General features: G+C 61.1%; 22 protein-coding genes. 15 read left to right on the top strand and 7 right to left on the bottom strand.

The genetic code is table 11. The annotated features are described in order from the left end of the window. Positions 1–74: 74 nt before the first annotated feature. Positions 75–788, bottom strand: coding sequence for a type 1 glutamine amidotransferase (locus M1E01_RS18975; RefSeq protein WP_457973060.1), 714 nt, complete (start codon positions 786–788; stop codon positions 75–77). Next, complete coding sequence (locus M1E01_RS18970) at positions 788–2,131, bottom strand: glutamine synthetase family protein (protein WP_457973059.1); 1,344 nt, start codon at positions 2,129–2,131, stop codon at positions 788–790. The genes M1E01_RS18975 and M1E01_RS18970 overlap by 1 nt, the downstream gene beginning before the upstream one ends. A gap of 97 nt (positions 2,132–2,228) precedes the next feature. On the opposite strand from M1E01_RS18970, the gene M1E01_RS18965 reads away from it, so the two are divergent. The 3 genes from M1E01_RS18965 to M1E01_RS18955 all read left to right on the top strand — a co-directional run bounded on the left by M1E01_RS18965 (position 2,229) and on the right by M1E01_RS18955 (position 5,990). Then, positions 2,229–3,194, top strand: a complete 966-nt coding sequence (locus M1E01_RS18965) for an alcohol dehydrogenase catalytic domain-containing protein (protein WP_457973058.1) — start codon at positions 2,229–2,231, stop codon at positions 3,192–3,194. Positions 3,195–3,258: 64 nt separating this feature from the next. Further along, positions 3,259–4,782 (top strand): APC family permease, encoded by a 1,524-nt coding sequence (locus M1E01_RS18960; protein ID WP_457973057.1) that lies wholly within the window; start codon positions 3,259–3,261, stop codon positions 4,780–4,782. A gap of 716 nt (positions 4,783–5,498) precedes the next feature. Next, positions 5,499–5,990, top strand: a complete 492-nt coding sequence (locus tag M1E01_RS18955; protein WP_457973056.1) for a kinase/pyrophosphorylase — start codon at positions 5,499–5,501, stop codon at positions 5,988–5,990. Between the two features lie 898 nt (positions 5,991–6,888). On the opposite strand, the gene M1E01_RS18950 is transcribed toward M1E01_RS18955, so the two are convergent. Continuing rightward, the gene (locus tag M1E01_RS18950; RefSeq protein ID WP_457973055.1) at positions 6,889–7,854 is read right to left on the bottom strand and encodes a 3-hydroxyacyl-CoA dehydrogenase family protein; all 966 of its coding nucleotides are present in this window, start codon (positions 7,852–7,854) and stop codon (positions 6,889–6,891) included. On the opposite strand from M1E01_RS18950, the gene M1E01_RS18945 reads away from it, so the two are divergent. Continuing rightward, positions 7,853–8,044 (top strand): hypothetical protein, encoded by a 192-nt coding sequence (locus M1E01_RS18945; protein WP_457973054.1) that lies wholly within the window; start codon positions 7,853–7,855, stop codon positions 8,042–8,044. The two genes, M1E01_RS18950 and M1E01_RS18945, sit on opposite strands and share 2 nt — an antisense overlap. On the opposite strand, the gene M1E01_RS18940 is transcribed toward M1E01_RS18945, so the two are convergent. Both M1E01_RS18940 and M1E01_RS18935 read right to left on the bottom strand, forming a co-directional pair. Beyond that, positions 8,041–9,018: an NAD(P)H-quinone oxidoreductase gene (locus tag M1E01_RS18940; protein WP_457973053.1), complete on the bottom strand. Its 978-nt coding sequence runs from the start codon at positions 9,016–9,018 to the stop codon at positions 8,041–8,043. The genes M1E01_RS18945 and M1E01_RS18940 overlap by 4 nt on opposite strands. An 81-nt stretch (positions 9,019–9,099) precedes the next feature. Beyond that, on the bottom strand, positions 9,100–9,798 hold the full coding sequence (locus tag M1E01_RS18935; RefSeq protein ID WP_457973052.1) for an SDR family NAD(P)-dependent oxidoreductase: 699 nt from the start codon (positions 9,796–9,798) through the stop codon (positions 9,100–9,102). Between the two features lie 311 nt (positions 9,799–10,109). On the opposite strand from M1E01_RS18935, the gene M1E01_RS18930 reads away from it, so the two are divergent. The 4 genes from M1E01_RS18930 (at position 10,110) to M1E01_RS18915 (ending at position 14,665) form a co-directional block, all read left to right on the top strand. Beyond that, the gene (locus M1E01_RS18930; protein WP_457973051.1) at positions 10,110–11,096 is read left to right on the top strand and encodes a tripartite tricarboxylate transporter substrate binding protein; all 987 of its coding nucleotides are present in this window, start codon (positions 10,110–10,112) and stop codon (positions 11,094–11,096) included. Between the two features lie 26 nt (positions 11,097–11,122). Next, positions 11,123–11,641 carry a tripartite tricarboxylate transporter TctB family protein gene (locus M1E01_RS18925; protein ID WP_457973050.1) on the top strand — a complete coding sequence of 173 codons (519 nt, stop codon included), beginning with the start codon at positions 11,123–11,125 and terminating at the stop codon, positions 11,639–11,641. Between the two features lies 1 nt (position 11,642). Next, on the top strand, positions 11,643–13,169 hold the full coding sequence (locus tag M1E01_RS18920; RefSeq protein ID WP_457973049.1) for a tripartite tricarboxylate transporter permease: 1,527 nt from the start codon (positions 11,643–11,645) through the stop codon (positions 13,167–13,169). A 65-nt stretch (positions 13,170–13,234) separates the two neighbouring features. Then, positions 13,235–14,665 (top strand): MmgE/PrpD family protein, encoded by a 1,431-nt coding sequence (locus M1E01_RS18915; protein WP_457973048.1) that lies wholly within the window; start codon positions 13,235–13,237, stop codon positions 14,663–14,665. Between the two features lie 13 nt (positions 14,666–14,678). On the opposite strand, the gene M1E01_RS18910 is transcribed toward M1E01_RS18915, so the two are convergent. Then, positions 14,679–15,635, bottom strand: a complete 957-nt coding sequence (locus M1E01_RS18910; RefSeq protein WP_457973047.1) for an NADP-dependent oxidoreductase — start codon at positions 15,633–15,635, stop codon at positions 14,679–14,681. Positions 15,636–15,773: 138 nt separating this feature from the next. Here M1E01_RS18910 and M1E01_RS18905 point away from each other — a divergent pair, with 138 nt between their 5' ends. From M1E01_RS18905 to M1E01_RS18885, 5 genes are all read left to right on the top strand, one after another. Then, positions 15,774–16,628 carry an alpha/beta fold hydrolase gene (locus M1E01_RS18905; RefSeq protein ID WP_457973046.1) on the top strand — a complete coding sequence of 285 codons (855 nt, stop codon included), beginning with the start codon at positions 15,774–15,776 and terminating at the stop codon, positions 16,626–16,628. 28 nt (positions 16,629–16,656) lie between these two features. After that, positions 16,657–18,207 carry a flavin-containing monooxygenase gene (locus M1E01_RS18900; RefSeq protein ID WP_457973045.1) on the top strand — a complete coding sequence of 517 codons (1,551 nt, stop codon included), beginning with the start codon at positions 16,657–16,659 and terminating at the stop codon, positions 18,205–18,207. 2 nt (positions 18,208–18,209) lie between these two features. Further along, positions 18,210–19,283 carry an Ldh family oxidoreductase gene (locus M1E01_RS18895; RefSeq protein ID WP_457973044.1) on the top strand — a complete coding sequence of 358 codons (1,074 nt, stop codon included), beginning with the start codon at positions 18,210–18,212 and terminating at the stop codon, positions 19,281–19,283. A 64-nt stretch (positions 19,284–19,347) separates the two neighbouring features. After that, entirely contained in the window at positions 19,348–20,031 is a 684-nt protein-coding gene (locus M1E01_RS18890) for a TetR/AcrR family transcriptional regulator (RefSeq protein ID WP_457973043.1), read from the top strand. 54 nt (positions 20,032–20,085) lie between these two features. Then, positions 20,086–21,519 carry an MFS transporter gene (locus M1E01_RS18885; RefSeq protein WP_457973042.1) on the top strand — a complete coding sequence of 478 codons (1,434 nt, stop codon included), beginning with the start codon at positions 20,086–20,088 and terminating at the stop codon, positions 21,517–21,519. 417 nt (positions 21,520–21,936) lie between these two features. On the opposite strand, the gene M1E01_RS18880 is transcribed toward M1E01_RS18885, so the two are convergent. Further along, positions 21,937–22,842, bottom strand: a complete 906-nt coding sequence (locus tag M1E01_RS18880; protein WP_457973041.1) for a LysR family transcriptional regulator — start codon at positions 22,840–22,842, stop codon at positions 21,937–21,939. 137 nt (positions 22,843–22,979) lie between these two features. Here M1E01_RS18880 and M1E01_RS18875 point away from each other — a divergent pair, with 137 nt between their 5' ends. Next, positions 22,980–24,140: an iron-containing alcohol dehydrogenase gene (locus tag M1E01_RS18875; protein ID WP_457973040.1), complete on the top strand. Its 1,161-nt coding sequence runs from the start codon at positions 22,980–22,982 to the stop codon at positions 24,138–24,140. A 121-nt stretch (positions 24,141–24,261) separates the two neighbouring features. Then, a complete protein-coding gene (locus tag M1E01_RS18870; RefSeq protein WP_457973039.1) occupies positions 24,262–25,773 on the top strand; it encodes a CoA-acylating methylmalonate-semialdehyde dehydrogenase in 1,512 nt (503 codons plus the stop codon). Positions 25,774–25,781: the final 8 nt, after the last annotated feature.

The following is a 25,781-nucleotide window of genomic DNA, read 5'->3' as shown; positions in this document are numbered from 1 at the left end:
TGGATGCTTAGCGCACCTGTTAATAGCTGTCTGTTCGGTCCGTCAGCCTGAAGGCGGGCATCCGGGACCAGGAGTCACGGCGAGTTCAGAAACCAGTCCAGCAGCTCCTTGGTGTTGCGTTCTGCGGCGGGCTCGTGCGCGGCCCATTGGCGTCGGAAGTCTTCGATGGAGAGGACGCCCTCCAACTCGTGGCCGCCGATTCTGATCCATTCCTCCATGAGTTCCCCATCGGCCTCCGGGTGGAACTGCACCCCGATGGACCTACCGGTGCGGAAGACCTGCGGGGCGACGTCGGTGGTGGCCAGCACCTCAACGTGTTCGGGGAGTTCGACTTTGTCGCTGTGCCAGGAGAACCACGGCCCGGACGGGATCGGACAGGTGTGGCCGGGTTCAAAGGTGATCAGTCCTGCTTCCATCCTGTCGGCGCGGACAGTACGGCCGCCTACGCTTTCGGCCAGCAGTTGGGCGCCGAAGCAAATGCCCAGGTACGGGGTGCCGTGCTGGTGCAGCATTGCGATGTACTGGATTTCTCGGGTGAGCCAGTCATCGGTGATCTCGTAGATGTGGCCGAAGGAGCCGAAGGCGATGACGGCATCAAATTCCGCGGGGTGCGGAAAGTTGGCGTTGATTGTCCGGGTGCCGTCGGGGCCGGTGGAGAACACTTCGTGGGTTTTGATGATGTGGCCGGCGTCCAGCAGGGCTTGGCCTACGATGCCGGTGTCGGTGGAGGACGTTTGTTCGTGCGTGATGAGCAGGACGGTCTTTGCCCTGGAGTCCGTTCCTTCCATCAGAGGACGTCGTGGTAGCGGTTGAACTCCCAGTCGGTGACGTGGGCAGCGAACGCAGCCAGCTCAACCCTCTGCATCGCCGTGTACGTGTCCACGAAGATCTCACCGAATGCGGCCTTGGCGAACGGACTGCCGGCGAAGGTGTTTACCGCATCAGACAAGGTGGGAGCTACCCTGCGGAGGCTGGGGTCCTTATGGGGATCACCCGTGGACATGGGCTGCAGCGGCAGGTCATTCTTCAGGCCATCCAGGCCGGCCTGAAGGTAGCCCTGGGCGACCAGGTATGGGTTTGCGTCCGCAGCTGCCCAGCGCACTTCAAGGCGCGTTCCCGGTCCGGCGTCTGTGACGCAGCGGACGCCCACCAGGCGGTTGTCCAGGCCCCAGCACACCTGGGTGGGGGAGAAGGAGTAATCCACAATGCGCTTGTAGTCATTCACGGTGGGAAGCGCGATCGCCTGCAGGTCCAGCTGGTGCGTGACAAGCCCACTGAGGTAGCGGCGCATGACGTCCGAGTGCACCGGGTCCGTGGTGTCCTTCGTTGAGAAGACGTTCACTCCGTCGCTGTTCCAGAGACTCTGGTGGACGTGGAGTCCGCTGCCGGCGCCGCCATTGATGGGCTTGGCCATGAACGTGGCGTTCATCCCGTGCTGCCGTGCCACCAGGCGCACGATGTGACGGAAGAGGATTGTGTTATCCAGCATGGTGAGGGCGTCGCCGTATTTCAGGTTGATCTCCACCTGGGACTGGCCGTATTCGACGTTGCTGGCCTCAACGGTGATCCCGGAGGCAGTGAGCGCGGCACGGATGGCGCCGATGACCGGTTCCAGTTCGTTTGCGCGGTCCAGGGAGTAGCAGTACGACTTGTCGGAAATGGGCTTCCAGTCGCTGGTGAAGAGATGGAATTCCAGCTCAGTGGCCATGTCCACGCGGTAACCGAGCGCCTCAAACTCCTTGAGCGTGTCTTTTACCATGCCCCGGCCGTCCATCGGGATGCGCTCGTGGGTCTTGGGGTCGCGCATGTCGCACATCACCGTCGCCATGCCGGTCGTCCAGCCTGCGATGCGGAATGTGGAAAGGTCAGGAACGGCGTGCATGTCCGGATATTCACTGTCCTCCGGCGACCACGGCGTGGGGTGGATGTCGCTGCGCATGTCCCAGGAGAAGGCCACGTTCGCGATGGAAAAGCCTGCCCCACTCAGGAACTGCTCCATCGGCAGCATCTTTCCGCGCGGCATCCCCCACGTATCCGTGAAGACGCATTCAACAGTGTGCACGCCGTGCTCCTGCGCGATCCTCGCGCAGTCCTCCAAGCTTGACGGCGGTGTCAAAACGGTGTGGCTCATGATTTCCTCGGTCTCCTACTAGCCAGTGGACTGAACTAACTGTAATCTAAATCACCAGTTAGCGTATCCCGTATACCAAATATGAACGGAAAAACTTGTGAAATCAATAGCCGTCAGCAAGCCGCACGCTCCGCTCGAACTCGTGGAGCGGGAGATCCCGGAGCCGCTCGCCCCGGGGGAGGAAGTGATACGGGTTTTGGCCTGCGGCGTCTGCCACTCTGACCTCCATGTAGCGGACGGTGATTTCGGCGGACCCTATCCGGTGGTTCTGGGACACGAAGTAGTGGGTGAACACCACGAACTGGGACGCGTTCTCCTCTACGCGCCCTGGGGGTGCGGCCAGGCGGAGTGCCGCCAGTGTTCTTCCGGCCTGGAGATGATCTGCCCTAACGGCCGCGAAGCAGGCATCGTCTCCGACGGCGGCTACAGCGAGTACATGCGTGTTCCCAAGCGGGACTACCTCGTTCCCATCGGGGACCTGGATCCGGTGTCCACAGCGCCGCTGGCCTGCGGTGGGCTGACAGCCTTCCGCGCGGTCAAGCGCGTACTGCCCCACCTGCAGGGCATGAACTCAAGGGCGATTGTCATAGGAGCAGGCGGTCTGGGACAGTTCGCCATCCAGTTCCTCAAAACCCTGACGAATGCTGAGCTCACCGTTGTCGACACCTCGGCCGAGAAACTGACCGCCGCCAGCAGCCTGGGCGCCGACGTCACCTGCGGCGCGGACGAGCTCACCGGCAAATATGACGCAGTTATCGACTTCGTCGGAGCTGACGCGACCATGGCCGCTGCTGCATCCAGCATCAACCGGCAGGGCATCATTGTCGTCGTCGGCCTCTGGGGTGGCCGCATCCAATTCGGGGTCGGAGCTGTGCCGAGCGAAGCCGTTCTCACCACGAGCATCTGGGGAAGCCTGGATGAACTCAAGGAACTTCTGGAATTCGCCCAAAACCATCCACTGCAACACTCCGTCGAGCCCATCCCGTTCGAAAAAGCCCAACACGCACACGACCTCCTTCGCGCCGGCAGCATCAAGGGCCGCGCCGTTCTGGTCATGGACTAGGCCCGCTGGCCTCATCCGATACATCCGAGATCACCGCTAAAAGACACAAGGAAGTGGACTAGCTATGTCTTCATCACAAGAAGCTCTGAAGGTTTCCCCGAGACCAGCAGAGGAGGGGTCGAAAAACCAGTTGCACCGGAACTCGATGGGAGTTCCCGGTATCGTTTTCTTCGTGGTGGCAGCCGCCGCTCCCATCGCCGGCATGACCGGCCTCGTCCCAAGCACCATCGTCCTGGGCAACGGAGCGGCCGCCCCCGGAGCGTTCCTTATCGCAGGCATCATGCTGCTGTTCTTCGCCGTCGGCTATGCGACCATGAGCCATCACGTAACCCATGCCGGGGCTTTCTTTGCCTACGTCGGCCGCGGCCTGGGCGCGCCCTGGGGCGTGGCCTCAGCCTTTGTCTCTGTTTTGTCCTACTGCCTGGTCCAAACAGCCATCTACGGATTCCTCGGTGCGACCGTCTCCCAAAAGATGGCATCCCTCGGGCTGGACGTGCCGTGGTGGGTCTGGTGCCTCCTGTGCATCGGGATCGTCCAGGTCTTCGGCATTCTCAACGTTAACCTCGGTGCCAAAGTCCTCGGCGTCCTGCTCACACTGGAGTTGGCGTCGATGATCCTCACCGGCGTTGCGGTCATCCTCCAGGGCGGTGGCCCGGACGGACTGGACTTCGCAGCATCATTCAACCCCGTCAACATCTTCCAAGGTGCACCCGGTATTGCCTTTGCCTTCGCTTTCGCGGCATTCATCGGCTTCGAAGCCACTGCCATCTACGGGGAGGAATCCCGCGACCCCAAACGGACCGTTCCCCGGGCAACGTACGCCGCCGTCATCATCATCACCATGGTCTTTGCCCTGACGTCTTTCGCGATCATCTCCGGCGCCGGCTCCTCGGATATCGTCAACAAGACACTTGAGGTAACAGCCCTAGAAGGGACCCCTCTGGCTGATCCCGCCCAACTGCTCTTCTCGGTGTCAGCCCAATACGTAGGACCTTGGCTGCCGGAAGTCATGAGCTGGTTGCTCATTACGAGCATGTTCGCCGGCGTTCTTGCCTTCCACAACTCCGCGGCGAGATACTTCTACTCCATGGGCCGCTCCGGGCTGCTGCCTTCCGGCCTCGCCGTTACCGGCCGCTATAAGACACCCGTCCGCGCATCCGTGCTTCAGACACTCATCGGCGTGGTGACTATCGTGGCCTTTGCCCTTGCAGGCCTCGACCCGGTTGTGACTCTTTTTTACTGGTTCTCAATCACCGCCATTCTTGGGCTGACCTTCATCCAGGGACTTGTCTGCGTCGCAGTCATCCGTTTCTTCAGGCAAACCCGGGCAGACACCCGCCTCTGGAACACACTGATTGCACCCCTGCTGGGGTTGGTGTCCATCATCGTCGCCGAGTACCTCTTGCTGGCACGTTTCGGCCTGATCAGCGGAACCGCGGGTGCGGACAGCCCGGCATGGGAAATGAACGCCACAGGGTGGGCCCTGGTCGCACTGCCCTTCGGCACATTCCTGATCGCACTGATCTACGGCTTCATCCTGGAGCGTAAGAAGAGCGACGACGAGGTCTTGAAGGAGTTCGTTTCCTGATAATCGGAAACTGCTGCAGCAGTCATCCCGACCCTGGGCGCTTCAGCGCCGTTCCCGTACGCCGAACTCGACGTGCTGGCAGGATGGTTCCCGCGCCAACACTACCCACCTGGCAAGGGGGAGTCAGAGACGTTGCAGGCAGCAGGGGTTGAATTCATTTCCTAAAGGCGTAGCCTCCCAGCGGGGAGGCTACGTCTTTACTCAGTGTTACCAAGCCTGGCCGCAACCGCACCTAAGCCCTTCCGGAGTCGAAAGGAAGATTTTGCACGAAAGAATCAACAGCAGCCGGCAGGTTGGCGACTGGACTTCTGTGGACGGTGCCACAGCGGAAATCGTCAAAGACGGACGAACGCTGGCGCGCGGCATCATTGATGGAGTAACGAACGATGGAGCCATAGTGTGGCTTCAGGAAGACACTGGACGTAGAAGGCTCTACGAACGGTGCGAATCATTTGAAGTCTGGGTGACCCACGACCACCTTGGCCTCAACTACAGGGTTAGCGCAGCGGATACTGCACAGGGGCCACGTCCACCGGCCCGCCCGGCAGGGGTGTTGCGGAGGTGACACATGGGCAGCCTTTGGGAGCCGGCCGTAAGTTGGCTGAGGCGGTCAGAACATTTGATAGAGAGTTCGATGATGACCCAAGACGATCGCCGACCCGTCTATTTCCTTTCGGACGGTACGGGCATCACGGCGGAAACGCCTCGGCAACACCTTGCTGACGCAGTTCTCTGCCAACCATTTTGACCGCATCACGGTTCCCTTCATCACCACAGCCGAACAAGCCACGTCCGTCGTGAAGTCCATCGATGACGCCGCTGCCAAGGGGCCGCAGCCAATCATCTTTTCCACCGCAGTCAGCAACGACATCCGGCAGATCCTCTCGACCTGCAAGGGAATCGTCGTTGATCTGATCGGTACCCATGTGGGGCAGTTGGAGCCGGCAATGGGTATCCCCGCCAGCGGGGAACCGGGGCGGGCGCACGGGCTGGGGAATGCAGCGCGTTACCGATCCAGGACAGGATGGCCGCCGTCGAATACGCCATGGAACACGATGACGGCCAGAGCCTGCGTGCAAAAAGCGCAGGTGATTCTGGTGGCTCCGTCCAGGTGCGGCAAAACGCCCACCACCATGTACTTGGCGCTGCAACACGGCATCTGCAGGGGCGGGAACCGGGGTGAGGTAGCCCGAGAATCATCGAAATAGTCCCAGGAATCCGGGCTTGATAGAAATTGCTTGCGGCAGGGGCCTGGCGAAGTCACCTCTTGCGGCTTTACAGCTGTCTCAGAACAAGACCGAAGCTCCGCTGACAGGCGACATCCACCCTTGCCAGGCGCCCGGACGTCAGGTTGGGGTGTGTTCTAACTATGCGCCCACCTCATCGAGCTGTACTGGTTCATCGGGCCGGACATCCTTGAATGGCAGGACGCTGAGGGCTGGGGGAGTGGGGTAACGGGGCAGCTGGTGGTGACCTGCGTGCTGAATTCCCCGGAAATGAAAGAGCTTCTCAGTGGAATATGCGCGCCTTCGCCGCCGCCCGGCCGGGCACATTGTGCAACAGCCCGTTGCACAATTGCTGTGGGGCCCGGATCAAGGTGCTCCTTGACAAGGCGGAAGCTTCAGAAGAGTGCCCTCGGAACGTCCTTATTCGCGTTCTCCAACAACGCCAGTTCAGACATGCTGGGTTATCAGCCTTGGGAGCTGGTCGGCCAAGACTGCCGCCTCGTCGTCGAGACCGATGCTCGCTCGCTGGCCAGGCAAGCGGTGCAGGCCAGGCGTCACTCTGATCGTCCTGCCCCGGCGGCTCAACTTTGCGCTATCGCAACCGTGACGGTCGACTGTCTGGGTGGAAGCTTCCGGAGTGGCGCGTCTTTCCGCTGACGGAGTGTGCGTAGGGCTACGGCGGAACGAGCGGCCCGGGCCAAAACGCAGGGTTCCGCGTAAGGCGGCAACTCCCAGACAGATGATGAGGGCAGTAACTGCCAGTTGCGTAGTCCTACGCGCCGCAGATTCGATGTCAGCGGGGGAGGACCGCTCTTCCGGTAGTTCCACCGGATGTGCCATAGGAATGGTGGTGGCGGTTTGGCGGTTGTGCCCGAACAGGTTAGAGCCCGGGGGCCTCGCCGAGGTCTGTACGGAGCTGTGACAAGCGTGCATAGGCGTTGTCTCGGTAGGCCAGGAGGGCTGCTTGGTCTGCGGTGTCGATGTTTAGGAAACCGTGCCCTCTTTTCAGCCCTAGGTTTCCGTTCTTAACCGTCGTGGAAAGCGCCTCCGGCGCGGAGAAGCGGTCGCCATATTCTTTTTCGAGGGTGCGGTACGCGGATTCGTAAACGTCGAGTCCGGCCATATCTCCGATGGCGAAGGGGCCGAAGAGGGCGAGGCGGAATCCGAATGTGTTGCTCACAACAGCGTCGATCTGTTCGGGTGTGGCGACGCCGTCGTCAACGATCCGGACTGCTTCCTTGTAGAGGGCGAACTGGAGCCGGTTGGCGACGAATCCTGGCGTGTCTGCCACCCGGGCCGGTGTCTTGCCCAGGCTACGAACGAGCTCCTCGGCGAGGTCAACGATATCGGGGGCGGTGTGCGGGCCGGGTATGAGTTCAACCCCCGGGATGAAGGGGGCAGGATTCATCCAGTGGACGCCGAGGAACCGCTCCGGACCGGCCACCGATAGGGCAAGTTCTCCGATGGGGATGGCGGAGGTGTTAGAGGCGATGACCGCTGTGGGCGGAGCGGCCGCCGAGATCCTGCGGAGGATACCGGCCTTCAATGCGGGTTCTTCGGGAACCGCTTCGGCGATGTAGTCCGCCGCGGCCACGGTTTCTTCTATGCTGTCCGCAGCGGCAAGGTTTCCTTCGATGACCTCGGAGGCCCCTTCCGGAAACAACCCGCGGGCCTCGAACCCCCGTGCCTGTTCAACGAGCCTGAAGCGTGCGCGTTCGGCCGTCTCGCCGTCGACGTCGCCCAGCGCGACTTTGTAGCCGTGCATCGCCAGAACTTGGGCGATTCCCCCGCCCATGTAGCCCGAGCCGACAACGGCCGCGCTTGTAACGGTGTGAATGCTCGTCATGAAGATCCTCCAAGAAAAATGGTTCGTGGCAGTTCGAATGGGCTGGACGGGTTTAGCGGATGATGGTGTAGTTTCCGTCGATGGCCAGGGTGTGGCCGGTGATCATGAAGGCGGGCCGATGGTCACCTCGCCGGCCGGGTCGCGGAGTTTGGACGTCAAACCTCTTCCCGTGACCGTCCAGTACCGCTAGACGGTAAGCAGGACTTTGCCGATATGCGTGCCCGAGTCGAAGTAGCTGTGGGCGTCGGTCACCGCCGAAAGGGGAAAGGTCTTGTTTACGGGCACTTTCACCGTACCTGCAGCCACCAGCGGCCAGACGTGCTCGGCCAAAGCCGTCATGATGGCCGTCTTCTCTTCCACTGGCCTCGGTCGCAGCAGCGTGCCGATCACGCTGGCACGCTTGGTCATCAGTAAGCGGATGTCGAATTCGGTCTTGTTTCCGCCTTGCAGCCCGATGATGACAAGTCGGCCGGAGAAGTTTAGAGCGTCGATATTGCGGGACAGGTACTTTGCACCGACCACGTCGAGAATGACGTCGGCGCCCCGTCCGGCCGTAGCTTTTTTGACCTCGGCCACAAAATCCTGTTCTTTGTAGTTGATCAGGATGTCGGCGCCAAGGTCCGCGGCCGCGTCCAGCTTTTCCTGCGACCCGGCCGTGACGGCTACGTTGCCTCCGAATGCCTTGACCAGCTGAATGGCGGTGGTTCCTATGCCGCTTGCTCCGCCATGGATCAGTACTGTCTCGCCACGAACAAGCCGAGCAGACATAAAGAGGTTGGAATACACGGTGGCCATTGTCTCTGGCAGGGCCGCAGCGCTCACGAGGTCAATGCCGCTCGGCGTTTTCAGCACCTGGCCCGCAGGAACTGCGACGTGCTCCGCATAGCCGCCACCGATGAGCAGTGCTACAACTTCTTCGCCCGCTGAAAACTGTGTCACTCCGTCTCCGAGAGCTGAGATCGTGCCGGACACTTCCAGGCCGAGGATATTGCTGGCACCGGCAGGCAGCTTGTAGTTGCCTTGGCGCTGCAGTGCATCTGCCCGGTTGAGCCCGGCGGCAGCCACGTCGATGAGCACTTCGCCCGGTCCAGGAACAGGAATGGGGACCTCGTCAACTTGAAGTACTTCCGGACCTCCCGGTTTACTTGCGCGCACTGCCCTCATTAAGACCTCCAGTAGGAGCCTGCTGGCCGGATATCGACCTGCAAAGCGTTGTTGTTGTATTTTGAGCCTGGGGAAGGGGCGTCAGATTCCCGAACTGCCCACCGTCTTCCCTCCGCACACATATAGTGTTTGCCCAGTAACAAAACCGGATCGATCGTCGAGGAAATGAACCACACTGTTGGCGATGTCTTTGGGCTCTCCCATCCGCTGGACCGGGATGGAATCGATGATCGCGCGTGTGCCGGGCGCGCCTGGCGGGTTTGCCGCGTCGAACATCGCAGTCCGGATTGGTCCCGGGCCGATTGCATTGACGGTTACGCCGTGTTTGCCTAGTTCCAGGGCCCAGGTTCTGGTTAGCCCCAGCAGTGCAGCCTTCGACGAGGCATATGCTGTTCGGCCCTCCTTCCCCAAGGCCGCCCGGGAAGAAATGTTGACCACGCGTCCGAACCCGCGTTCCTTCATGGCCGGAAGAACAGCTTGCAGGCATTGAATCGCTGATCGCACGTTGACTGACCATGTCAGTTCCAGGTCCTCCGGGCTGACTGTTTCGATGGAAGCAACTCTTATCATCCCGACGTTGTTGACGAGGCGGTGGATCGGTCCGGCATCCAAAGCCTGTTGCAGCGCCGCGGCGGTGGCCTCACTGTTCGACAGGTCGGCTCTCAGGCCCGAGCCCACGCGGTCGATAACGACAGGTTCGTACCCCTCTTCGACACAACGGTCAGCGATTGCTGCCCCGATTCCCGACGCTCCACCTGTGACCAGTACGCGTTCTCTCATGTATTCCGTCCTGACTTCGCTCATGTTGCCCTACAGCACCTTTTCCCAAATGGGACATCGTGAGAGTGCGGTCCGTTTGCAGATTCAGTTAAGCAGAGGGTGGCGGGGATGGCAATGACGGGGTGGGTCCGCACGCCGCCTCCGCCACACTCGCATGGACAGGCCAGGTTTGGGAGCGGTTAGAAACGCAGCAACTGTGACTTGACTTACATCCGATCCGTCCCCTAATCTCAGGTGGACGGAAGTTTTGATAGCGCACTTCTATTAGCCGACGAGTAAGCAACGAAGCTCACACTGCGACTGGAGACCTCATGAATAAGAAAATCGCCCGCACGGCTGGTGTACTTGCCAGCGTTGGAATTATGTCGGTTGTAGTCGTGGGCTGCGGCAATACTGCCGGCGCGCAATCGGGCGGCGGGTATCCGAGCGAGAAGATCCGCTTCATCATTCCTTATGCCGCCGGGGGCCCGACCGATGTTACGGCCCGCGCTCTTGCTCCGTGTCTGGGCAAGGAGCTTGGGCAGTCAGTGGTCGCCGAGAACGTAGCGGGCGGTTCCGGGGCGCTGGGAATGCAGAAGCTGATCGGTTCGAAAGCTGACGGGCACACGGTGGCGATTGTGTCGACCGGAATGACTGTCCTGACGCCGCTGGTCAATGGTCTCGATTATTCGAAGGACGACATCACCCCGATCGGGGTCATTTCCCATGTACCGATGAATCTGGTGGTCGGGAAGGACTCGCCCTACAAGGACGCTGAGGCGTTCATCGCTGCAGCCAAGGCTAATCCTGGCAAGCTCAACGTCGGTGTATCCGGGGCGTCTACACCCCAGGCCGTAGAGCTGCAGCGGCTCGAGGAACAGTATGGAGTGGACATCACGGTCGTTCCCTTCGATGGCAGCGCGGGAGCGACGACAGCACTGTTGGGCGGCCACGCGGATGCGGCTTTCATCAACGATGCCCCCGAGGTCTCTGACCGGATCGAGGACGGTTCGTTTAAGGCGCTTGCTGTCTCCTCTGAAGAGCGGCAGAAGCACCTGCCGGACACTCCCACCCTCGTCGAGCTCGGCTACCCTGACCTGACCCTGGCTGTAACCACGTACGCACTGGCCGGCCCTGCCGGGCTGCCGGAGGAGGCGACATCCAAGCTTGCCGGGAGCTTGGAGACGTGCCTCAAGGACTCTAAAACGGTCGAGATTATCGGGGAACGCTTTGTCCCGGAGAAGTTCGATGACGCCGAAGCTCTCAAGGGGATCCTCGACGAGGGCGCGACCGTTTACAAGACCATGTTGAAGAAGTAAGTCGCGGAAAGGGGATGCAGAGCATCATGACTTCCACAGCAGGGAGCAAGGCGCCACAGGAGGTCACGGTGCTTGCGAAGCCCACCCGCTCGCAATGGCCACGTGTCATTCCGATCATCTTAGTATTGGTCGGTGTTGCCGCGATGGTTGGCGCATACCAGCTGTCATTGGGGGAGCTGAATAATCCGGGAGCCGGCTTGTGGCCCTTCATTGTCGGAGTGTTTCTGACGGTAACGGCGGCCGTTCTCTTCTTTGTCCAGGACCCGTCGGAATGCGAGCAGTGGAACCGCCGCGCCCTGGGAATTGCGGGGGGTTTGGCGAGCCTGGGACTGTTCATCCTACTTTTCCAGATGATCGGTTTCCTCATCCCGGCGTTTCTGATGCTCGCGCTGTGGCTGAAGACTTTTGGTGAGGAACCATGGCGGCTGGCGGTGCCGCTCGCCGTGGCCGGAGCGGTGGTCATGCATTTTCTTTTCGTAGTGGCGTTGGGCGTTCCTTTCCCTAGGGATGTCGTCGTTACACTCTTCTCGGCTTTGGGAGTCTGATATGGACGCGTTGAACAACCTGGCCCTGGGGTTCTCGGTGGCATTTGACCCCATGAACCTGTTGTATGTATTCATCGGCGTGGCATTGGGTACTGCCATCGGCGTCCTGCCCGGACTCGGGCCGACGGCCACAATCGCGCTCCTTCTGCCTGTGACGCTCACCCTTGACCCCACTGCTGCCGTCATCCTGCTGGCCGGCATCTATTACGGTTCCATGTACGGGGGAACAATAACTTCCGTGCTTCTAAGGCTGCCGGGTGAAGCCGCCTCCGTAGTGACGACCTTTGACGGTTATCAGATGGCCAGGCAAGGTCGTGCAGGCCCGGCTCTCGGAATCTCCGCGATTGGTTCGTTCGTCGGCGGTACAGTGTCCGTCATCGGCTTGGTTTTACTGGCTCCGGTGCTTGCCGATGCGGCGCTTGCTTTCGGCCCGCCGGCTTTCGTGGCGCTCATGGTATTGGGGCTCTTCCTCGTGACCTCCCTTGGCACAGGATCCACGATCAAGGCGCTGTGTATGGCTGCGGTGGGGCTCCTGCTTTCAGCCACCGGCCAGGATTTGGTGACGGGCAAGCCTCGTTTCACCTTCGGCCAGACGTCGCTGCTCGACGGACTGGACTTTGTGGCCGTTGCCATGGGTCTGTTCGGTGTTGGTGAGATTCTGTATAACTTGGAGCAGACGGAAAAAGTCCAGGCCTTCACCTCGAAGATCAAAAATATCTGGCCTTCCCGAAAGGATATTAAGGACTCGTCCGGCGCCATTGCACGTGGTTCTGTACTTGGCTTTTTCATCGGAATCCTCCCGGGCGGCGGCGGTGTCCTTTCCTCACTGGCGTCCTATGCCATGGAGAAACGTCGGGCCAAAGATCCCAGCAGGTTCGGGCATGGCGCTATCCAAGGAGTCGCCGGACCCGAAACCGCTAATAATGCCTCCTCGACCTCAGCCTTCATCCCGCTGCTCGTGCTTGGAATCCCATCGAACGTCGTTCTTGCCCTGCTGTTCGGGGCCTTGCTGGTCCACGGCATTACGCCCGGACCACAGATGATGACCAACAACCCCGAGGTTTTCTGGGGCGTTATTGCCTCCATGTTCATCGGCAACCTGATGTTGCTTGCGCTGAACATTCCCTTGGTCGGGGTCTTCGTCCAGATGCTCCGGATCCGTGCCGGCATCCTCGTCACCTTTGCCCTGCTGGTGGTCATGGTCGGCGTATTCTCCATCAGCAACGACCCGTTCGATATGTGGGTGGTGCTCGTGTTCGGCGTGATCGGTTGGCTCATGAAAAAGACCGGGTTTGACCCGGGCCCCCTGGTCCTTGCCTTCGTTCTTGGACCGATCCTGGAGAGCTCCGTGCGGCAGTCGCTCCTGCTCTCTGGGGGCAGTTTTACCATCTTCGTTACGGACCCGATATCACTGACTATCTTCATAGCACTTGGCGCTGGCGTGATTCTGGGATTTGTCGGCAAACGCCGCCGGCGCCTGGCGGCACGGCTTGGTGCCGACAAACAGGAGAAGGTGGCCGCTGAATAGCGGACCCGCCTTCGGGCCGACGGCGCTCAATGAGGATGCCATTCCACACGACAGGGAGTTGTGCCGTGATCGCTGAAGGCAAACCATCTATCATCGCCGGGCTGGCGGAGTATCTTGACGGCCTGTCCTATGAGCAGTTGCCACCGACAGTTGTCGAACAGGCCAAGACCGTTCTCTGCCATAATCTCGTTGTTGCCCTCGGGGCGCGTAACCTCAGCATCCCCGGGCAAGACCGGGTGGCTTGGCCAGATGGTGCGCCCTCCGCGGCGACAGCGACCCGTTTGACCGATGGCGTGCGCGGTCCGAATGAGGCGAGCGTTTACACGAACTCATTGCTTATGGGAGCGCGTGCCCAGCACGATGAGCACCCCGGTTCGGTAAGTCACTTTGGCAGTTGCGTGATACCGCCGCTGTTGGCCGCGGCGGAGAACCGATCCTTGGATGGCCAGGCATTCCTTGTCGCCATGATTGCAGGCTACCAAGTGGGCGCCGCCATCGGCCGGAGTTCGGTAGCGGCTACCACGCGGCGGGGGTTCCGACCCACGGGACTATACGGTCCTTTTGCCGGCGCGGGCGCCGTCGCAAAAGCGCGCGGGGGAGGAGCGGACCAGATCGCCAATGCACTTGCCGTAGCGGCCAGCTCCTCAGCAGGCATCACGCAAATGTGGAAACGCGGAACGGACGAATGGCGTTATCAAACGGCTGCAGCCGCCAGGAACGGATTCAACGCAGCAATGCTCGCAGAGGCCGGAGCGATAGGCGCCCCGGATGCATTGGAAGGAACCGCGGGTTTTTACAGGGCCTTTGCAGATAAAGAATGCGTGGACCGGGAGACGATCCTGGGAGGGTTAAGGAGCTGGGCGGTCAGCGAAGTGATCCTCAAGCCATTCCCCGTTTGCGCAATCAATCAGGCGGCCGTTCAAAGAGTTCTCGAGCTCAAAAGAACCCACGGTTTCTTGGCCGCGGATGTCGTTGAAGTCTTCGTCACCGTGGCCCAGAGCGACAGGAGCTACCCGGGCGTCGATGCCCCAGGCTGTCCGTCCACGCCTACGGCCGCAATGATGAGCATGCAGTTCTCCCTGGGGGTGGCGCTCGTCCACGGAAGCGTCGATGTCAGCCATCTGGCGGATCACGGAGATCCGGTCGTACTGAGGGCTGCCGCAAAAGTTAAATTTGAGACTGGGCCCGAACAAGCGCTGGATGCGAGGCCAGCCCAATGGGCGGATCATCGGGCAGCAGTGCGCATCCGCTTGCTTGACGGCCGCAGCCTCAGTTCGGGCCCTGCCCGTGCAGTCGAGTACGACCGGGGTGGTGTTCTCGACCTGGCCCGCGATGTCCTGCCGGCCTCCGGACTTTCGTGGGAGGCCATGGAGGCCTTGGCGGATTCTGTATTCACCTTGGAGAATCACGCCGACGCGGCACAGCTTTTGGCACTGTGCAGTCCTTCCCGGATGCCGGACGGGACGGGGACCCCATTGCAGGGTTCGTTGTCGTAAAGGCCGGCAAAGGCTACGGCGTCAGGACGATCTTGCCAATCGTGCGTCCGGTCTCGCCCATTTCGTGGGCGGCCCGGGCGTCCTTCAAAGGCAGGACGGCCGAGACGTGGGGGCGGAGCTCTCCCGATTCAACCAGTCGGGCCAGCGCTTTCAGCCCTTCGCGGTCGGGTTCGACGACCACCAAGGTGTATTGGACGCCGGCAGCGGAAGCCGCTGCAGCCGTGGGGCCGTGCCCGCGCGGAATTAAAGAGACGAGAATTCCGCCGGGGCGCAGAGCACCGATGGAGTGCTGTCCGGTTTCGGCGCCTATTGGATCAATGACAATGTCTACCTTGTCCAGGCTTTCTGCGACATCAATTTCGGTGTAGTCCAGCACTTCATCGGCGCCAAGACCGCGCACGAACTCGTGTTTGGATCGTCGGGCAGTGCCGATGACGTAGGCTCCCAACGCTTTCGCACTCTGTACCGCCAGATGCCCCACGCCGCCGGCCGCCGCATGGATGAGGACGCGCTGGCCGGCCTGCACTCCGGCGGCATCAACCAAGGACTGCCAGGCGGTAAGACCGGCCAGGGGAAGCGCAGCAGCGTGGACATGATCCAGGCCGGCGGGTTTGCGGGCGAATTGCCGGGCCGGCCCGGCAACATACTCAGCGTAGGCACCGGCCTGTTGAGGAAATAAGGGCATTCCGAAGACTTCATCGCCGGGACGGAAGAGAACCGAGCCTTCGGCCACGTCCTCAACAACACCGGAGACATCGAACCCCAGGATCGGCGGGTTCTTCCACAGCTTCCTGCCACCGGTAGCGCGGCTCTTCCAATCGGTGGGGTTCACCCCGATCGCTTTGACTCGAACCAGCACTTCGCCCGGCTGCGGCGAGGGCCGGTCCACCTCGACTTCGCGGAGCACTTCGGGCGGCCCCCAACTGGCGGGGCTTACCGCGCGCATTCGTGGCTGGTTTTCTACGCTCATGAAACAACACTCCTTAGGCAGGAACCCATTCTCCAGGTTGTGAGTGGCACCACAACCATGATCTAATGATAGTACACTTCATTGTGAGTACTCTATCAAAATTAGGTAGTTCCGCGACGCGTGGTGAAAGGAAGCAGCGTGAGTTTTTATCCGGGCATAATCGAGGGCACCGTCAGAGCCGACGGCGTCGAGGTCAGGTATTACGACTCTGGCGAGAAGCCCGGAGGTGGGGCGCCCATCGTCCTGCTGCACGGGACAGGAGGAAGTGCAGAAAACAACTTCGCCGCCCTGCTGCCCATGTTGTCGTTCCGGCACCGCGTGATCGCCCTCGATTTCGTCGATGAAATTCCGGAAGGAAACGGGCCGCTGGCCCTGGACCACTTTGTCGGTCAGGCGTCAGCAGTTATCAACAAGCTTTCGCCGGGCAGGCCGGTGACCCTGGTGGGCTATTCCCTTGGAGCTGTCGTCGCCGCTGTGGCGGCAGCTGAACAGCCCGAACTGGTCCGGAACCTTGTTCTGGTCGCGGGGTGGATGAAAACGGACGCGCAGCAGAAGCTGAGGAACACCGTCTGGCAGCAGCTTCACGATTCGGAATCCGAGGCATTGGCCGAGTTCATGCTTCTCACCGCTTTCAGCTCCCGGTTCCTGGCCACACGTCCGCCGGCCGAGCTCCAAAAGCTCATTGCGGGCATTAAGGCCGGGCCCAGCCGGGCACGCAAGATGCGCCTCAACAGAACCGTCGACATATCCGCCAAACTCTCAGCTGTCCGGGCACGGACCCTGGTCATCGGATGCTCCGATGACCAGATGGCACCTATTCGGCACAGCCACGCACTGTTCGGAGCGATTGACGACTCGCGCTTTGTTGAAATTTCCAGTGGGCACGCAGTGGTCCATGAGCGGCCTGCCGAACTTTTCACCCGGATCGACAATTTCGTCCAAGGACATGCTTCCGATGATGCCGGGGCCGTCCTGGCTCCCGTCCACGCTTGAGCCAGAATCACAGAAACGAGGACTACCGATGAAAACGCCTGATACTGCAGTAACCGCCGAAGCCGGCCACCGCCATGAAAATGATCCGTTGAACAGCGTCGATGTGATCATCGTCGGCACCGGTTTCTCCGGTCTTGGCATGGGCATCCAGCTGATTCGTGAAAAAAACCAATCATTCGTCATGCTTGAGCGCGCTGCCGATGTCGGCGGGACATGGCGTGACAACACCTATCCGGGCGCGGCGTGTGACATTCAGTCACATCTATATTCCTACTCCTTTCGCCCTAACCCGGACTGGTCAAGGGTCTACGCCACCCAGCCCGAGATTCTTCAGTATCTGCAGGCTGCCGCCCGCGAGGAAGGACTCATCCCGCATATCCGTTTTGGGGCTGAAGTGCTTGACGCCCGCTGGGACGAGACCCAGGAACGCTGGATCGTCTCCACACCCCGGGGAACCTTTGTCGGCAAGTCTCTGGTCACGGCGTCCGGCCACCTCTCGGATCCAAAGTTCCCTAACATCGACGGAATCGACAGCTTTAAAGGCGAGATCTTCCATTCGGCGCAGTGGGATCACAGTGTCGAGCTGGAGGGCAAACGCATCGGAGTGGTCGGTTCGGGCGCGTCCGCGATCCAGATTGTTCCGGAAATCGCGGAAACCGCCACTCATCTGACCGTCTTTCAGCGCTCCGCTCCCTACGTCATACCCCGCTTGGATTACTTCTATACCGACGCCGAACGCGGAATGTTCCGCAAGTTCCCCCACACAGCGCAGGCGATTCGAGATGAGCTTTTCTGGGGCAACGAGGCACGTTTCCCCCAGCGCAGGGGTGTCCCTGCTTTCATCGACCAGATCACCGAAGTTGCCGACAACCACCGCAAATCACAGGTTACCGACCCGGGCCTGTACAAAAAGCTCACCCCGGACTACGCGATCGGCTGCAAGCGGATCCTGATTTCGAACGATTACTACCCCGCGCTGGGCCGGTCCAACGTCACCTTGGAAACGGACGGAATCAGCCACATCGAAGGGAATGCGGTCATCACCCGCACCGGTGAACGCCACGAGTTGGACGTCCTCATCCTGAGCACCGGCTTCGAGGCAAGTGACCTTCCGATTTCCCACCGGATCTACGGCAAGGCCGGAGCCTTGCTCGCAGACCATTGGAGCAACGGCGGACAGGCCTACGCGTGCACCACGGTCAGCGGCTTTCCGAATCTTTTTGTGATGCTTGGACCGAACACCGGCCTGGGCGCAGGATCGATCATCTACATGGCCGAAACACAGATTTCCTACATAGCTGGGGCCCTAACGTACATGAGGGAGAACTCCGTCTCCTCCCTCGAGGTAACCGCCGAGGCTGAGGAGGAGTACGTGAAAACCATTGATGAACGCGCCCAAGGTACCGTCTGGCTCTCAGGAGGCTGCCAAAGCTGGTACGTTGACCCCCGGAACGGCCGGCTGACCACGCTTTGGCCGGATTTCATGAGCCAGTTCCGGAAGGAAAACGGGACCTTCAAGGATGCCGGCTACATTGTGAAGACCAACCAAGGCCAGCCGATGTTCGCCGGCGGACGATGACCATGTCAGCAGACTTGGTTTCAGTTGAGGAGGCCTGGCTTCGGTCGACAGTCGAGTGCATCTTCGGCTCGCTGGGCTACTCTCCGGCTTCGGCGACAAGCGTCACTGATTCGCTGGTTGAGGCGGACCTCCGCGGTGTCCGGTCCCACGGCACGATGCGTGTGCCTATGTACGTTGAGCGCATCCGGGCCGGCTCAGTCTCTCAGCACGAGCGGGCGGAGGTAGTGCGGGAGCAGGGCGCGGTTTGTGTTCTGGATGCCCGCCACGCCCTTGGTTCGCTGACCTCTGATCAGGCCATGGCGCTAGCCATGGAGAAAGCTGCAGCGTTCGGCGTGGGTGCCGTGTCAGTCAGGCACGGCTTTCACTTCGGTGCCGCATCCCGGTATGTACTGCAGGCAGCAAACGCCGGCTACGTGGGCATAGCCGCTGCAAACACGCGCCCGCTCATGGCCGCCATCGGCGGTGCAGAAGCGGTCGTCGGCAACAATCCGCTGGCAATCGGCGCGCCGAGCGCCGACGGACTCCACCTTGTTCTGGATATGGCCCTCTCAGAAGCAGCGTTCGGCAAGATTAAATCAGCCGAGCAGAATGGGACTCCCATCCCAGAGTCCTGGGCGACAGGGCCGGACGGGTCCGCAACGACGGACCCCTCCGAAGCGATCCGAGGACTCTTGCTTCCCATGGGCGGTCCCAAGGGCTTTGGCCTGGCCATGATGGTGGACGTCCTCACCGGAATGCTCAGCGGTGGCGCCTGGGGTGATACGGTTCAAGGCCTGTATACCGGGCCCGAAAAGCCAAACGACTGTTCCCACTTTTTCCTCGCCCTGAATATCGAGGCTTTCACGGACCCGGACGAGTTCCGCCAGCAGGTGGCCGCCATGGCCGATCGGGTGCGCAGCTCGCGTCGCGCCCCCGGTGTCAGCGCCCTGTTCACTCCAGGAGAGCCTGAATGGAACACCCGGAGCGCGGCAGGAGAAGGCGTGGTTTTCATTGACGCAGCCGTTGTCCACGAGCTCGCAAAGTTGGAGCGATCTCTCGATAAAGCCAGATCCAGTGCTAGGGAGACGATGGCCTGACCCGATGGATTCTGATTTACTTAGGTCAAATGTTTCGGATCAGACTCTCAAGGGGGCAGCGCTCGTGAGCCAAAAGCAAGGTACAGCAGTGATTGGCAAGACGCAGCAGCTGAGCCTTCGGGAACGGTCCAAACTGGGGAAGGCCGAGCGGATCAAGGCGGCTGCCGAGCAGCTCCTCAGTGAACGGAGCATCGAACAAATCACAACCCGGGAGGTCGCAGAGCTTGCGGGCATCGGTGAAGCCACGCTGTTCCGCTACATCGGAAGCAAACGCGAACTCCTGATGATGGTGTACGGGGATCAGATGGACGCCATTCTGACCAAGATCGAGAGGGAGGATGCCGTGCTGGCATCCTCCGGATCCCTGAAGCGTGATGACGGGGAGGCCTACTGCGGCCGTATTTACAGCATCTACCGTGCTCGCTGCGAGTTCTACCGGCGTAATCCTGATAACGCCGCACTCTATATGCGGGAAGGTTTCCAGGTCGGCAGTGTGACCGGAGCGCGGAATATCGCCCAGGGCGACCGGTCGATCCGTATGGTCGGAGCCATCCTTGCCGAAGGCCAAAGCCACGGGGCCCTTATCGCGACTGTCGATCCCTACCTCGTCGCCCAAAACTGCCACGGTATTTTTATCCACGAAATTGACCGCACACCGGTTCGAGGCTTTACGCCAGAGACTATCTGGGACAGGACAAGCGCCCGGTTGTCGGTGCAGTTGTCTCCTCTGATAATTCGTGCAGCCTAAGCCTTGACCGGGTCGCTGACAGCAAATGATGAGTCGTGACCTGCCCCCGAGCCAATGTGGGTCCTTGCAGCGGTCCGGGCCGCCCCGCCGGGTTGGGCCGTGAGCAGGCAAGAGGGCACATGGCGCATAACAAGACCTCTGCGGCTGCTGGCCGATAAACCCACAAAGCTTGCATATTGGGGGCTGCTGGGATGCTCTACGCTGGCCACGTTATCCAGCAACATACTCAACGCGCCTCTGGGAATTATAAGGGCGGAACTTTCCTCCACTGTCGCTGAGATAGTCCTGATGGTCAGCGCCTTCACGGTCGTCTTGACAGTCGCAGTCCCGGTGGCCGGATGGTGCTGCGACCGTTTCGGTAACCGGCGTATGCTGCTGTGGGCTTTCGGGCTGATGGTAGCCGCGGACATCATGGGTTTCATGGCAGACACGGTGGGCATGCTCGTTTCGGTGCGTGCCGTGCAGGGACTGGCCACCAGTTTCATCGCCCCCGGAGTGCAGAAATCACTAATCGTCATCTGGCCTTCGTTGCGCAGACGCTCGCTCGCCTTGTGGGCTTCGGCCTTGGGTGTCGGTCAGGTCTTGGGGCCTCTGGCCGGCGGGGCCATTAGCCAAACGCTAGGGTGGCGGGCCGTGTTCCTCGTCCATTCTGTACTTTGCGCCTTTATGCTGTGCCTGCTCCTTGCGACGTTGCCGGCAGTTATAGACCGGACGGTTCGGACAAATATTGCTGGCCTGTTTTTGCTGGCAGCGGGAGCCACGGGAGTCGTCGTCGGCTTCACGCTGTTTGCCCAGCGGACTCTGTCGACTCCCGCGATAATCAGCGGACTCTTAGGCAGCGTCCTGCTCGTGGGCTTCGTGTGGGTGGCCCGTCAGAAACCGGATGCGCTCATTGACCCTCGCCATCTGATCGATCGCCGTTTTGCCGGGAGTGCAGCCGGAGCAGCGGCGGCGATGTTTGCGATGGGATCTTTCCTTGTAGCCACGCCGTTGTTCCTGTCGGCGCATCTTGACACCCGCCCGGACGTCATCGGCGCCGTGCTGTGTTGCCTTGCGATCGCCATGAGCCTGGGTGGTCCACTGGCGGGCGTTCTGTGCCGCTGGTTGACGATTAATGGAGTAATATTGCTCGGTTTGCTGGCCAACGTGGTCGCTGCAATCGGCATGGGAGCGGTGTATCTGCTGCCAGCACCGGAGACGATCGTCGTGGCTACGACTCTTCTGCTCACCCTTGCAGGCTTTGGGATTTCAGTTGTTCAGAGCATGTCTGCGGAGACGCTTGCGGCCTCGCCTTCGGGAGCCTCCGGCTTAGGGATCGGGATTCACAACATGCTCAAGTTTTCCGGCATGGCCGTTGCCTATGCATGGATCGCAGCTTTTCCGCCCGGGGACAACCCGCTGCTTTCTTTCGCAGGCGTCGCATTCGGGGTCACCAGCGCGTTCGTTTTGGTTTGGTGGACGGGGCGACGGGCCGTTGGCATCCGTTGATCTCCTCCTGCCAGTAAGGCCACCCCGGATAACCTACGTTTGAGTGTCAGTGAGTTAGCTGGGCAATTTTGGCCCCCAACTTTGAACTTTTCTGCTGGAGCCGTAGGGGAATTCAGGGGCGCCCGGTAGGTGAAATGAAGCGGCCATGGTGACGGTCGGACAGGGTCAGCGGAGGCCAGCGGAGTCACGCAGCGGGTCCGTCTTTGGGGGGCTCAGCCCGGCCATCGGCATGGACAGTCGCCACGTGACTCTCTACTCCTGCTGGTTGATCCGCGCTCGGTGAGTCCGGTCTGGGTGTCGTGAACGAAGACATCCGCCGCAAAGATCGGTATCGGCAGGCAGGCGATTCCGGTGCGGCGTTTGCTGCCAGCGCAGCTCCGAAGAGGGCGGAGCTTCGGGCTGGCGGTTCCATAGGTCTTAGCGCCCGGTGGAAGACGTTGCCTCAAGATATGGATGGGCGAGGACCAGCTCCCTGAGTTCCTGATGGGCGGCTCGGATCCTGGCCAGCCGCTGCAGCTCACGCGGCACAGCCAGCCAGTATTTCCTCCGAATAGCTACCGATTCATCTAGGATATGAACGAGCCGGCGATCAGGCTCAGCAATAAAAAAGGGAAGGACTGCAACACCCAGCCCCGCAACTGCAGCCATCCATTGCCCCGTGATGTTGTTCGTTTGGATGGCCGGGCCGACTCCAGGGAGTGCTGCGTCCAGAAATCGCAGCGCAGGAATGTCCAGAAGCGAATCGACGTAGCCAATCACGGAGTGCTCGAGGAGCTCATCCACGGTAGATATGGGTCCGTGACGTTGAAGGTACTGTGTGCTGGCATATAAGCCGAGCGGATACTCTGCCAGTTCGAAAGACTCAACCCCCCGGGTCGTCGGCTGGGTCAGCGAAATCCCGACATCGAATTCCTTTGAGGCCAGCAGATTAAGGCGCGTCGCCGTAACTACTTCCACTTTGAGGTCGGGATACCGTGCTCGTAATCTACCCAGTCCCGGGGTGAGTACAAAAGCCCCGAATCCATCAGGGGCGGCAATCCGCAAGGTGCCAGATAGCCGCCCTGGCGAGGACCCGAGTTCCTCGGCGGCGGCCAGCAGCGATGATTCCACAGCCTCAGCATGGATGGCCAGGCGTTCTCCGGCTTCCGTGAGCTCCCACGCTCCCGGGGAGCGCACGAACAACCTCGCGCCGCTTGCCTTTTCAAGTTGGGTGATGCGGCGACCCACCGTCGTGTGGTCAACGCCCAGTCCACGCGCCGCTGCCACCAGCTTGCCCGTACGTGATACCTCCAAGAAGAAACGCAGGTCATCGGCAGAGATCATCTGGTTATTCTATCGTGCAAAAATGCACAGCGAAAAGCAGTTTTGGTCATTGTCTGGGCGTCCGCGCCATGAGAGGTTGGAAGCAATTCCAATACATACCGCCCTGTGCGAGGGGCGTGATCAAACAAAGGTGTTTCATGGTTGCCAGCATTGCACTTCCCCGCCTCATGCGAGTAGGCGGGGGGGCCATCCACGAGACGGGCTCCCTAGTCAGCGACCTCGGGGGGCACCGTCCGCTTGTAGTCACCGACGCCTATATGGTTGCTTGCGGCGTGGTTGGCATCTTGACCGACACTCTCCGGAAGTCCGGGCTGAGTGTCGCCGTATTCTCCGGAACGGTTCCCGATCCCACCACCGGTTCCCTGAGTGACGGCGTGAGAGCGGTTCAAGAACACCAGGCTGACATCATTATCGGTCTCGGCGGCGGCAGCGCAATCGATACAGCCAAAGCTCTTGGAATTCTGAGCCGGCAAGGTGGCGAAATGCGGGACTACAAGGCACCGAGGAACAACACTGGCCCTGCGCTTCCCGTTGTCGCAATTCCCACCACAGCAGGAAGTGGCTCCGAAGCCACGCAGTTTACGATCATCAGCGACTCGGAGACCAGCGAAAAGATGTTGTGCGCCGGCGCAGCATTCCTGCCTGTTGCTGCTGTTATCGACCACACGCTTACCTTGTCTATGCCCCCCCGGCTGACTGCTGATACAGGCATCGATGCACTGACCCACGCCATTGAAGCCTTTGTCAGCAAGAAGGCCAGTCCCTTCTCAGACGCATTTGCGTTGTCAGCTATCAGGACCATTGGGACGAACCTCAGAAAAGTTTACGAAGACGGCTCGAACCAGGCCGCCCGGGAGGCCATGATGTTGGCCGCCACCCAGGCAGGTATCGCATTTTCCAACTCCAGCGTCGCTTTGGTTCACGGCATGAGCAGGCCGATCGGCGCTCATTTCCATGTGGCACATGGGCTGGCGAACGCCATGCTGTTCCCGGCTGTAACCGAGTTTTCAGTAACTGCCGCGGAGTCACGATACGCCGAATGCGCACGTGCTCTGGGCGTCGCCTCCGCAGCAGCGACTGACAGGGAAGCTTCGGTAGCACTCGTGACCGAACTCCATGCGATCAATGCCGACCTAAACGTTCCCACCCCGGAGGCCTTCGGCATCGACCGGAATGCTTGGGAATCCAAGCTTCCGCTTATGGCCGAACAGGCGCTGTCCTCCGGTTCACCCGCCAACAACCCCGTCATTCCGGACGCACAGCAAATCCAGGACATTTACGCCGGCATCTACGCCTAGCCAATCCCCCATACATCCTCCTCTCGCTCCCGCTGCGGGCGGCAAGAGACAGCTCTACTAATCAGATACTGCATGTGCGGGCGCATGAACGTCCGGTGCTCAAGCCAGGAAGAACGAACCGATGAACACGACGACCGTCACCTCCACCATCAACCACTTCATCAACGGCGCCGAGGCCGCAGGTACAGGCACCGCCTCCAAGCCCGTCTACAACCCGGCCACCGGCCAGATCAGCGCAGAGCTGCGGCTGGCCAACCGCGAGGATCTCGACGCGACCGTCGCCGCGGCCAAGGCCGCGGCACTCACGTGGGGCGACATCTCGCTGGCCAAGCGCACCGCCGTGCTGTTCAAGTTCCGCGAACTCGTCGCTTCCCACGTGGACGAACTCGCCGAACTGATCACGGCCGAGCACGGCAAGGTCCTCTCTGACGCCAAGGGCGAGATCGGCCGCGGCCTGGAGGTCATAGAGTTTGCCTGCGGCATCCCGCAGCTGCTCAAGGGAGAGTACTCGGACCAGGTCTCCACCGGCATCGACGTGTTCTCGTTCCGCGAGCCAATCGGTGTGGTTGCCGGCATCACCCCGTTCAACTTCCCCGTCATGGTGCCGCTGTGGATGGCCCCGATGGCGATCGCCACCGGCAACGCCTTCATCCTCAAGCCTTCCCACCGGGTCCCTTCAGCAGCGATGCTGCTGGCCAGGCTCTGGAAGCAGGCAGGCCTGCCCGACGGCGTGTTCCAGGTCCTGCACGGGGACCGGGAGGTCGTCTCCGGTCTCCTGACCCACCCGGACGTGGACGGCATCTCCTTCGTCGGTTCCACCCCTGTCGCCAAGCACATCATGGAGATCGCCACCGCGCACGGCAAGCGCGTCCAGGCCCTGGGTGGCGCGAAGAACCACGCCATAGTGATGCCCGACGCGGACCTCGACAACGCCGCCGACCACCTCGCCGCCGCCGCCTTCGGTTCCGCCGGGCAGCGCTGCATGGCCATCTCCGTCGCCGTCGCCGTCGGGAACGCCGCCGACCTGCTGGTCAAGAAGGTCCGAGAGCGCGCTCTGGACGTCAAGGTCAAGAACGGCATGGAGCCCGACGCCGACATGGGCCCCGTCATCAGCACTGACTCCCGGCACTTCGTCGTCCGAACCATTACCGAAGCAGAAGCCGCCGGCGCCGCCATGGTGGTGGACGGTCGCGACCTGGTGGTCCCCGGCCATGAGGAAGGCTTCTGGGTTGGTCCCACCGTGCTGGATCACGTCAGGACCGAGATGTCCGCCTACACCGAGGAAATCTTCGGCCCCGTCCTCGTGGTGGTCCGCGTCGCGGACCTGGAGGAGGGCATCAAGCTGATCAACGCCAACCCGTACGGCAACGGCACCGCGATCTTTACCTCCTCCGGTGCCGCGGCGCGGAAGTTCCAGCGCTCCGTCGATGTGGGCATGATCGGCATCAACGTGCCGCTGCCCGTGCCGGTGGCCTACTACTCCTTCGGCGGGTGGAAGGCCTCGCTGTTCGGCGACAAGCACATCTACGGCCCGGAAGGGGTCTCGTTCTACACCCGAGGCAAGGTCATCACCTCACGCTGGCCCGAAGCTGAGCACGCGTCCGGCGCCTCCTACAACTTCCCCTCCAACTAGCTAGGCGC

This window comes from Arthrobacter sp. D1-17 (assembly GCF_054130535.1).
This window is presented reverse-complemented; position numbering and strand designations above follow the sequence as displayed.

Bases quoted from the DNA above. Each gene is read 5' to 3' on its own strand.
- M1E01_RS18925 (WP_457973050.1), top strand. From the start codon at position 11,123: ATGACTTCCACAGCAGGGAGCAAGGCGCCACAGGAGGTCACGGTGCTT.
- M1E01_RS18970 (WP_457973059.1), bottom strand. From the start codon at position 2,131: ATGAGCCACACCGTTTTGACACCGCCGTCAAGCTTGGAGGACTGCGCG.
- M1E01_RS18920 (WP_457973049.1), top strand. From the start codon at position 11,643: ATGGACGCGTTGAACAACCTGGCCCTGGGGTTCTCGGTGGCATTTGAC.
- M1E01_RS18975 (WP_457973060.1), bottom strand. From the start codon at position 788: ATGGAAGGAACGGACTCCAGGGCAAAGACCGTCCTGCTCATCACGCAC.
- M1E01_RS18960 (WP_457973057.1), top strand. From the start codon at position 3,259: ATGTCTTCATCACAAGAAGCTCTGAAGGTTTCCCCGAGACCAGCAGAG.
- M1E01_RS18930 (WP_457973051.1), top strand. From the start codon at position 10,110: ATGAATAAGAAAATCGCCCGCACGGCTGGTGTACTTGCCAGCGTTGGA.
- M1E01_RS18910 (WP_457973047.1), bottom strand. From the start codon at position 15,635: ATGAGCGTAGAAAACCAGCCACGAATGCGCGCGGTAAGCCCCGCCAGT.
- M1E01_RS18950 (WP_457973055.1), bottom strand. From the start codon at position 7,854: ATGACGAGCATTCACACCGTTACAAGCGCGGCCGTTGTCGGCTCGGGC.
- M1E01_RS18935 (WP_457973052.1), bottom strand. From the start codon at position 9,798: ATGAGAGAACGCGTACTGGTCACAGGTGGAGCGTCGGGAATCGGGGCA.
- M1E01_RS18940 (WP_457973053.1), bottom strand. From the start codon at position 9,018: ATGAGGGCAGTGCGCGCAAGTAAACCGGGAGGTCCGGAAGTACTTCAA.
- M1E01_RS18880 (WP_457973041.1), bottom strand. From the start codon at position 22,842: ATGATCTCTGCCGATGACCTGCGTTTCTTCTTGGAGGTATCACGTACG.
- M1E01_RS18900 (WP_457973045.1), top strand. From the start codon at position 16,657: ATGAAAACGCCTGATACTGCAGTAACCGCCGAAGCCGGCCACCGCCAT.
- M1E01_RS18895 (WP_457973044.1), top strand. From the start codon at position 18,210: ATGTCAGCAGACTTGGTTTCAGTTGAGGAGGCCTGGCTTCGGTCGACA.
- M1E01_RS18870 (WP_457973039.1), top strand. From the start codon at position 24,262: ATGAACACGACGACCGTCACCTCCACCATCAACCACTTCATCAACGGC.
- M1E01_RS18945 (WP_457973054.1), top strand. From the start codon at position 7,853: ATGAAGATCCTCCAAGAAAAATGGTTCGTGGCAGTTCGAATGGGCTGG.
- M1E01_RS18885 (WP_457973042.1), top strand. From the start codon at position 20,086: ATGTGGGTCCTTGCAGCGGTCCGGGCCGCCCCGCCGGGTTGGGCCGTG.
- M1E01_RS18875 (WP_457973040.1), top strand. From the start codon at position 22,980: ATGGTTGCCAGCATTGCACTTCCCCGCCTCATGCGAGTAGGCGGGGGG.